Annotated in this window: 8 protein-coding genes; 2 read left to right on the forward strand and 6 right to left on the reverse strand. The window is 58.0% G+C overall.

Annotated elements, in window-relative coordinates; translation table 11 throughout:
• Positions 1-4: 4 nt before the first annotated feature.
• Positions 5-661, forward strand: a complete 657-nt coding sequence (locus tag ACQUWM_RS17555) for an HAD family hydrolase (protein ID WP_428922976.1) — start codon at positions 5-7, stop codon at positions 659-661.
• A 142-nt stretch (positions 662-803) separates the two neighbouring features.
• Here ACQUWM_RS17555 and ACQUWM_RS17560 read toward each other — a convergent pair whose 3' ends face one another.
• The 3 genes from ACQUWM_RS17560 to ACQUWM_RS17570 all read right to left on the reverse strand — a co-directional run bounded on the left by ACQUWM_RS17560 (position 804) and on the right by ACQUWM_RS17570 (position 3,530).
• Positions 804-2,000 carry a class I SAM-dependent rRNA methyltransferase gene (locus tag ACQUWM_RS17560; protein WP_428922977.1) on the reverse strand — a complete coding sequence of 399 codons (1,197 nt, stop codon included), beginning with the start codon at positions 1,998-2,000 and terminating at the stop codon, positions 804-806.
• A gap of 202 nt (positions 2,001-2,202) precedes the next feature.
• A complete protein-coding gene (gene gcvH, locus ACQUWM_RS17565; protein WP_407001260.1) occupies positions 2,203-2,595 on the reverse strand; it encodes a glycine cleavage system protein GcvH in 393 nt (130 codons plus the stop codon).
• A gap of 44 nt (positions 2,596-2,639) precedes the next feature.
• Positions 2,640-3,530 carry a LysR family transcriptional regulator gene (locus ACQUWM_RS17570; RefSeq protein ID WP_428922978.1) on the reverse strand — a complete coding sequence of 297 codons (891 nt, stop codon included), beginning with the start codon at positions 3,528-3,530 and terminating at the stop codon, positions 2,640-2,642.
• Between the two features lie 136 nt (positions 3,531-3,666).
• On the opposite strand from ACQUWM_RS17570, the gene metE reads away from it, so the two are divergent.
• The gene (metE, locus tag ACQUWM_RS17575; RefSeq protein ID WP_428922979.1) at positions 3,667-5,940 is read left to right on the forward strand and encodes a 5-methyltetrahydropteroyltriglutamate--homocysteine S-methyltransferase; all 2,274 of its coding nucleotides are present in this window, start codon (positions 3,667-3,669) and stop codon (positions 5,938-5,940) included.
• Between the two features lie 40 nt (positions 5,941-5,980).
• Here the strand turns inward: metE and cpdA are convergent, their stop codons facing one another.
• The 3 genes from cpdA to ACQUWM_RS17590 all read right to left on the reverse strand — a co-directional run bounded on the left by cpdA (position 5,981) and on the right by ACQUWM_RS17590 (position 8,094).
• Complete coding sequence (gene cpdA / locus ACQUWM_RS17580; RefSeq protein WP_407001266.1) at positions 5,981-6,787, reverse strand: 3',5'-cyclic-AMP phosphodiesterase; 807 nt, start codon at positions 6,785-6,787, stop codon at positions 5,981-5,983.
• A gap of 204 nt (positions 6,788-6,991) precedes the next feature.
• Positions 6,992-7,477, reverse strand: coding sequence for a DUF1249 domain-containing protein (locus tag ACQUWM_RS17585; protein ID WP_407001268.1), 486 nt, complete (start codon positions 7,475-7,477; stop codon positions 6,992-6,994).
• Positions 7,477-8,094, reverse strand: coding sequence for an NUDIX domain-containing protein (locus tag ACQUWM_RS17590; protein ID WP_428922980.1), 618 nt, complete (start codon positions 8,092-8,094; stop codon positions 7,477-7,479). The genes ACQUWM_RS17585 and ACQUWM_RS17590 overlap by 1 nt, the downstream gene beginning before the upstream one ends.
• Positions 8,095-8,344 lie beyond the last annotated feature (250 nt).

The following is an 8,344-nucleotide window of genomic DNA, read 5'->3' on the forward strand; positions in this document are numbered from 1 at the left end:
ACCCTTGACGCTTGCGATCTTTGACCTTGATAACACCCTGCTCGCAGGAGACAGCGACCACGCCTGGGGCGAATTTCTGGTGGAGGAAGGCATTGTAGATGCCGAGGAGTACCGCAAGGCCAATGATCGCTTCTATCAGGAGTACCTGAACGGCGAACTGGACATCCTGCATTACCTCGGCTTTGCCCTGCAGCCCCTGGCAAAACATTCCATGGAGGACTTGCTGGCCTGGCGCGACCGTTTCATGAACAAAAAGGTCCGCCCCATGCTGCAGGATAAAGCTTTCCGGTTGCTGGAAAAGCACCGAAATCAGGGCCATACCCTGATGATCATCACCGCCACTAACCGCTTCGTCACCGAACCGGTTGCGGAGCTCCTGGGCATTGAGCATTTGATCGCCACCGATCCGGAAATGATCAATGGCCGCTATACGGGCGAAGTGGCAGGCACCCCCAGCTTTCAGGACGGCAAAGTCACCCGCCTGAACGACTGGCTGGCTTCGAACAGCGAGACACTGGAAGGCGCCTGGTTCTACAGCGACTCCCACAATGACGCGCCATTGCTGAGAAAAGTCGACAACCCTGTGGCCGTTGACCCGGACCCGACACTGGCAAAGCTGGCTGTGGAGAATGGCTGGAAAGTGATGTCTCTCAGAGACTAACTGCCGAACTTTGGGCCCGCCAGCGGGTACAGTGCTCCGGGATCGTCAAAAACAGGGATGTTTTTGTCGAGCGTACAGGGACGTATTCACAGCGTATCCCGGAGCACTGTACCCGCTGGTGGGCTTGCCCGAAACTTGAAGGCTAGAAAAAACCAGTCAAAGACCGCACAAAGCACGATTTGATGTAATCCGTTTCCGGAATGCCCGGAATCACCGGGTGGTCCGGCGCCTGGTGGCCCTGCTCCAGCAGCTGAACAAACCGATCAATCTTACGACCGCTGCCACGAATGATATCGACCAGTTTGTCCTGGGACAGATGCATCGAACAGGATGCGGAAATCAGCAACCCATCCCGCTCCAGCAACCGCAGTCCCAGCTGATTCAGCCGAGCATAGGCCTGCTCACCGGCTTTCTGGTCACGGCGGCGAGGAATCAGCGCCGGCGGGTCCAGCACCACAATGTCGAATTTCTCTTTCTCATCCGCCAGTGCCTTCAGGGCCTCAAACGCGTCTCCCTCAATGGTTTCCACGTTATCCAGGCCATTCAGCCGGGCATTATGGTGAACCGACTCAATCGCCGAGGAAGAACTGTCCACACAGGTCACCTGCGTGGCACCGGCACAGGCCGCCTGAATGCCCCAGCCCCCGACATAGCTGAACACATCCAGCACCCGCTTACCGGGCGCATAGGCCTGCAGACGTTGACGATTCATGCGGTGATCATAGAACCAGCCGGTTTTCTGACCGCCTTCCAGCGGCACCTCGAAACGCACACCGTTCTCTTCCACCTTAAGCAGACTGGCTTCCGCCCCGTGGGCCTGCTCAACGTAGGTGTCCAGCCCTTCTACCTTACGCATCTTGCCATCGTTTTTGAGGATGATCGCGGCAGGATGCACCAGACGCTGGACCGCCCGAACAATCGCCTCCTTCATCAACTCCATACCAACGGTGGAAATCTGCACCACCACGGTATCGTCAAAGCGATCAATCACCAGCCCCGACAACCCGTCGCTGTCACCGAACACCCAGCGGTAGAAGGGCTTGTCGAACAACCGGTCACGCAGTGCCAGGGCCGCCTCCATCCGCTGGGTAAGACGCTGCGGCGTCATACCATGGCTGGCATTCCGACTGATCAGACGGCCACAGATCAGCGCGTGAGGATTCACAAACACCGTGCCTAACGGCTTATCATTAGCCGCCCGCAACTCCGCCTGCGCCCCGGCCTCGAAGTCCGTTAACGGTGATCGGCGGGTGTCCACTTCATTGCTGTAGACCCACAGGTGACCGGCTTTCAGCCTGCGCTCAGCGCCTTTGCGGAGATAAAGGACGGGGAAATTCATAACGGCTACCTAATGGGTTGAAAAAAAGAGGGGGAATTATACACAAGCGAGCGGATTCAACTCCGCACTTGGGGGTATTGAGTGGGTCGGGCCTCCCAAAACTGTGCGGAGCCATGGATGGCGGAGCCCAAGCGTACAGGGACGTATTCACAGCGTGTTTTGGGAGGCCCGACCCACTCAATGCCTGCACGGAACCAGAGAACTACCCTTCGGCAGCCACATGCTCCGCATAGGCAGTAGCGTCCATCAGACCGTCCAACTCGCCCTTGTCTTCCAGACGCACCTTGAACAGCCAGCCATCACCGTAAGGATCCTCGTTCACCTTCTCCGGCTCGTCTTCCAGGCTCTCGTTCACCTCGATCACCTCACCGGTGACCGGACTGAACACATCCGACGCCGACTTGACGGACTCCGCCACACCGGCCTCTTCAGCGCCATTTACAGTAACGCCAACTTCCGGCACACCAATATAGACCACATCCCCCAACTGCTCCTGGGCAAAATCGGTAATGCCCACGGTGGCCGTGCCATCGTCGGAGACGCGAACCCATTGATGAGTCTCGATGTATTTAAGATCTGCAGGTATATCACTCATGATCGGATTCCCTATTGATTTTTCGCGCAGTTTAACCGAAGACGCTAATACCAGCGAACCCCTCGAGCGGTATTCATGAAGGAATTCAGGTAATCCACCTCGCGATCACGGTCACGAAGGCCCAAAAAGATCTGTTTCTGAATGCCCTGGCTGCCCAACCGAACCGGTTTCAGCGGCATTTTCTCGGCGTACTCATCCACCAACCACCGTGGCAGAGCCGCCACGCCACGGCCGGCTGCCACCATCTGCAACATGATATCCGTGGTTTCTATGGTTTTGTGTTTGGCCGGACTGGCGTGGGCCGGGAGCAAAAACCGGGTATAGATATCCAGCCGTTCAACTTCCACCGGGTAGGTAATCAGGGTTTCCTCCGCCAGGTCCGCCGGTTCCGCCCAGTCTTTCGAAGCCAGTTCGTGCCCGCTAGCCACCACCAGCACCTGTTCATAATCGAACACCGGTTCAAACACCAGACCAGGGCGATGCAAAGGATCCGGCGTTACCAGAATATCAATGTCGTGCCCGAACAGCGCCCCGATGCCGCCAAACTGGAAGCGTTGCTTCACATCCACATCCACCGTGGGCCATTGCTCCAGATAGGGCCCCACAACCTTGAGCAGCCATTGGTAGCAGGGATGGCATTCCATACCGATCCGCAGGGTGCCGCGCTGCCCTTTTGCAAACTGCCCGATCAGCATTTCCGCATGCTCGAACTGCGGCAACAACCGCGTGGCCAGTGACAGTAAGTACTGACCAGCCTGGGTCAGCCGCAACTGACGCCCTTCCCGCTCCCACACTGGCGTGCCCAACTGCAACTCCAGTTTTTTGACCGCGTGGCTTAACGCCGACTGGGTCAGATGCAGCGCCTCGGCTGCTGCCGTCAGCGAGCCCTGACGCTCCACTTCCCGGAGAATTTCCAGATGATTCCGCTCAATCATGGCCCGCAACCTTATCGCCATTAGCGTGAATTAAATTCATGGATTGTTGAAATAATACCATTATTTTTCATCATACCAGATGCGTAATCTTGGTGGTTCTTCCCGAAACCCCATGAACACACGCAAGGACAACATCATGATTACGACACACAACCTGGGTTTCCCCCGGATCGGTGCAAGGCGGGAACTCAAGTTCGCCCAGGAGGCATTCTGGAAAGGCCAGCTCAATGCCGAGGAGCTGAACATTACCGCCGCCGACCTGCGCCGTCGCCACTGGTTACAGCAATCGTCCCTGACGTTCGCCCCGGTTGGCGACTTCTCCTACTATGACCAGGTTCTGGACATGAGCTTCACTCTTGGTCACCTGCCTGCCCGCGCCCAGGACACCAGCGGCACGGACCTGGACCGCTATTTCCGGGTCGCCAGGGGCCGATCCGCCAACGACACCGCCTGCTGCGCCATTCATGCCGGTGAAATGACCAAGTGGTTCGACACCAACTACCACTACATCGTGCCGGAATTCGACAGCGGCACCCGGTTCCAGCTCAATCCGGAACGCCTGCTGGCGCAACTGGCCGAAGCCCGGGCCCAGGGCGTGAATGTCAAACCCGTTATCATTGGCCCCGTCACCTATCTCTGGCTGGGCAAAAGCAAGGATGACAGTGACCGGCTGGCGTTGCTGGACGATTTGCTGCCGGTGTATGCCGAACTGCTCAATCTGCTGGCGGAACAGGGCGTGGACTGGGTACAGATCGACGAGCCGGCGCTGGTCACCGAACTCAACGGCGACTGGCGGCATGCCTTTAATCTCGCCTATCACCAACTGAAGGCCTGCCCGGTCAAACTGTTGCTGACCACCTACTTCGGAGAGCTGAAGGAAAACCTGCAACTGGCCTGCGAGCTGCCGGTCGCCGGATTGCACCTGGATGCCATCAGCGCCGCAGGCGAAGTCAGCCAGGTCACCGACTGGCTGCCGCCCCACAAAATACTCTCCCTTGGCGTCATCAATGGTCGAAATGTCTGGAAGACGGACCTTGAAGCCACATTGGACTGGCTCGAACCGGTGCATGAACGCCTCGGGGAACGGCTCTGGCTGGCCCCTTCCTGTTCGCTGCTCCACGTCCCTGTGGACCTTGAATCGGAGACCGCGATGGATCCGGAGGTTCGTTCCTGGCTGGCGTTTGCGGTACAAAAACTGGATGAGCTGCAAACCCTGGCCAACGCCCTGAACCATGGGCGTGCGGCCACAGTCGAGCCCCTGGCAAAGAACGCTCTGGCCGTTGCCAGCCGCAGGAACTCCACCCGCGTGCATAATCCCGATGTCACCCGGGCCGTTGCCGCGATCACACCAGAGCTGGGAAATCGAAAAAGCCCCTACGCCCAACGCCTGGAACGACAGAAACAACAGCTGGACCTGCCGGCATTCCCAACCACCACCATTGGCTCTTTCCCCCAGACCCGGGAGATCCGCCAGACCCGCCTGCAGTACCGGAAGGGCGACCTCAGCGTGCGGGAGTACACCACCCGCATCCGTGACGAAATCGCCCACTGCGTGCGGGAACAGGAGGCACTGGGGCTGGATGTACTGGTGCACGGCGAAGCCGAGCGCAACGACATGGTGGAATACTTCGGCGAACAACTGGAAGGCTACGTTTTCAGCCAGTTCGGCTGGGTGCAGTCCTATGGTTCCCGCTGCGTGAAGCCGCCCATCCTCTTTGGCGACATCCAGCGCCCTCAGGCGATGACAGTAGACTGGATCCGCTACGCCCAGTCACTGACCGACAAGCCGCTGAAGGGCATGCTTACCGGCCCGGTGACCATCCTCAACTGGTCGTTCGTGAGGGATGACCAGTCCAGAAAAGACACCTGCCTGCAACTGGCACTGGCAATCCGCGAGGAAGTCCTGGACCTCGAAGAATCCGGCGTGCGAATCATCCAGATCGACGAAGCCGCACTGCGGGAAGGCCTGCCATTGCGACAATCGGACTGGCAGAACTACCTGGATTGGGCGATCGAGGCTTTCCGCATCAGCGCCAATGGCGTCAGCGACGAAACCCAGATCCACACCCACATGTGTTACTCGGAGTTCAACGACATCATCGAGGCCATCGCCCGCATGGATGCCGATGTCATTACCATCGAAACATCACGCTCGGACATGGAACTGCTCGATGCCTTCAAGGGCTTCCAATACCCGAACGACATTGGCCCCGGCGTGTACGATATCCACTCGCCCAACGTCCCGGAAAAGCAGCACATCGTGTCACTCATGCAGAAGGCGGCAGAACGGATACCCACGGAAAGGCTCTGGGTAAATCCGGACTGCGGGCTGAAAACGCGGAACTGGGAGGAGGTCATCCCGGCACTTCGGGAGATGGTCGACGCCGCCCGTGAGTTGCGGGAAGCCTGAAATCAGGAGGGAGGCCTTTGGGCCTCCCTCAAAACTGTGATCAGTAGCCGGTGCTATTGATGTCCAGATCAAACTCAAAGTCGGTTGCCCGTCGCACTTCCGTATGGCTCTCTCCAGAGGCATCAAGCTCGAACCAGCGATAGCCTGGCGACAATGCCTCCACGGCAAACTCGCGCGAACCGGAAGTAAACTGAATACAGGTGGATGGCGTGGCCAGTAACCTGACCCCGTGTCTCTCAAGGTCGTGTTCCTGATGGATGTGGCCCCACAAAACGATCTTGACCTGAGGAAAACGTTCAACGACGCGCCAGAACGCATCCCGGTTGCGAAGGCCGATATCTTTCATCCACTCCGATCCGATATCCACCGGGTGATGGTGCAGCGCAATCAGTGTTGGTAAATCCGGGCCCTGCTCCAGGGTCGATGCAAGAAATTCCAGTTCCGACTCTGCCAGCTCACCATACACCTGCCCACGCACAGACGAGTCCAGCAATACGAACTGCCACCCACCCTGAATAATATGCCGGCGGTTCGCCTGATACTCACTGGCCACCTGCGCCAGGACATCCGGCTTGTCGTGGTTGCCCGCTATCCAGGCCGAGGTGCAGGAGAAAGCGCTCAACCTCTCACCAAAAACGCGGTAAGCCTCTTCCGATCCATCCTGCGCAATATCCCCGGTCGCCAGTATGAGGTCCGGCTGACCGCGATCTTTAATGACCTTATCAATAACGGCATCAAGGCTGTCCCGGGTGTTCACGCCGAGCAACCCGCCAGCGGGATCGGCCAGGAGGTGGGGGTCAGTGATCTGCAGCACCCGGAGAACCCGGGATTTGTCCTTTCTGGTCATGGCGCTCTGTTTCGTAACTGGTCAACACGCTTGGCTTTAGACCGACTATACGGTGAGAATAATCCGTTTGCTCACCTCTGAACTGAACCATGATCACATTATGCCTATAGTTACAGGACATATTGCATCATTTGACAACTATGACACAGCCACTGCGCTTCGCCATCACACCTTAGTCCACTCTTTCCTTAGACCAGACGGGAACTAGTCAACGCCCTCACCAGCGGACCAGAGGGAGTGCTCCATGGGCAGATGCCCAAAGCGCAAACAGTAATCCAGCCAGTCGGCCAGAAAACTGTTCACCTGGACCTTTTCATCCGGGTGGTGCATAAAACGGTTGGGGTAATCGTTGACCGGCGCGATCTGGCGGTCCCGGTAACAGCTGATCACCTCTGCCATGGCAGCGTCGTGATAGACACGCACGGTCAATTGAGGGTTATTGAGCCATCGACCGGCGTTGTGGATCTGCTCCAGCAGGAGAGTTTCGGTAAACCGTGCGGTCTGGAGCACCTTGATCCGAACACGGCCGAGGTACTGCTCTTCCCGGTGCAGTTCAAACTCGGACACGGGCTTTCCAGCCGACTCCAGCTTCCGCAGTTGGTTCAGCCTTAGATAATTGCCATCGCACAGCGCTCCCAGCCGCCGGAGGTCTGGCACGTATCGCCTGGGCTTCATGGTCCACTCCCCCATCAAACCCATCCTTCCCGTAATCGGGTGCGGTTGAGTTGAAGCCATTGCAACGCAATGATCGCAGCCGCGTTGTTGATACGGCCATCCTGGATCATGGCAATAGCCTCCTCTGAGCTGACTACGTGGGCACGGATGTCTTCGTGCTCGTGCTCAATTCCGAACAGCCCGCCAGCAGATTCGGTGCTGATACGGCCGCAATACAGGTGTATAAGTTCCGTGCTACCGCCCGGAGAGACAAGATACTCGCAGATTTTGTCCAGTTTGCTGAAGGTCAGGCCCGCTTCTTCCTGCCCTTCCCTTTGCGCAACTTCTTCCGGTGTTTCGCCGTCTTCGTTCATGCCGGCGACCAGTTCCAGCAGCCAGGGCGACTGGTCACGGCCCATGGCGCCAAGGCGAAACTGTTCCAGCAATACCACTTCGTCCCTTTCAGGATCATAGGGGAGCACGCAGGTGGCGTCACCACGGATAAACAGTTCCCGGGTGAATACGGGCATCTCGCCGCCGTCAAAACGCGGGTGGGTCAGCCACAGCTTGTCCATGCGGAAGAAGCCCTGAAAGACGGTTTCGCGCTTTTCGACGTCGACGTCGCTGGCGTTGAACTGAAACGGTTTGGTCATCGTGCATCCGGTTACTAGGTCGATTTTGAACGATAGCCGGTACACGGGGGCAACTGCAAGCTCTGGCTCTGGCTCAAGCCTGATGCTTGCGGGGGAGGGGCGTGTCGGGACCTGCCTCCCAAAACATGCAGCTTCCGGTGCAAGACAGGCATTGGGGCCCTTCTCCCAAAACACGCTCAAGCACATCCGTGTGGCGCTTGGGCTCCGCCATCCATGGCTCCGCACAGTTTTGGGAGAAGGGCCCCAATGC

Origin of the sequence: Marinobacter sp. DUT-3, from assembly GCF_050379435.1 — a bacterium.
In the GTDB taxonomy this organism is placed as follows: Bacteria; Pseudomonadota; Gammaproteobacteria; order Pseudomonadales; family Oleiphilaceae; genus Marinobacter.